General features: G+C 60.9%; 1 protein-coding gene. It reads right to left on the bottom strand.

What is annotated here, in order from left to right; genetic code table 11:
• Positions 1-466 (bottom strand): hypothetical protein (locus tag NS354_RS13625; RefSeq protein WP_206542604.1); only part of this gene is annotated, 466 nt, incomplete at its 3' end.
• Positions 467-524 lie beyond the last annotated feature (58 nt).

Genomic DNA, 524 nt, shown 5'->3' with positions numbered 1-524 from the left:
TGTTCGCCACCGTGTTGTCGGCACCGTTCACTGCCGTGTTCACTGCCGTGTTGTCGGCACCGTTCTCGACGGTGTTGTCGGTTGTCGCGGCGCAGGCGTCAACCATGAAATCGTCGACGTCGAATCGGCCATTGGTCGTGTCCACTGCGTAGAGATCCCAGTAGCCCTCACCGAAGTTCGTCTTGAAACTTGCGGTGAAGCGACCGTTCTGGTCGGCGGTCACGACTCCGATCTCCCGGTCGAAGGCGGGGATCTTCCCTGCCCGCGACTGCAACGAGACGATCTGCTCCTTGGGAATCTCGACGATCCCGAGCATCACTTCTCCTCCGGGGGTGAAGCTGCGGCCGGTCGCGTACAGGGTGTCGCACTCGGTGAGCGGCTTCTCGAGAATCGAGAGACGTGCACGGTCCGTGTTATCGGCCGTGTTCGCTGCCGTGTTGAACGAGGTGTTGTCCTCGGTGTTCACCGCCGTGTTGTCCTCGGTATTCACCTCGGAGTTGTCCTCGGTGTTCTCGGTCGTGTTC

The organism is Leucobacter chromiiresistens (genome assembly GCF_001477055.1).
GTDB lineage: Bacteria > Actinomycetota > Actinomycetes > Actinomycetales > Microbacteriaceae > Leucobacter > Leucobacter chromiiresistens_A.
The sequence above is the reverse complement of the archived record's forward strand: the minus strand, read 5'-3'. Positions and strand labels throughout refer to the sequence as shown.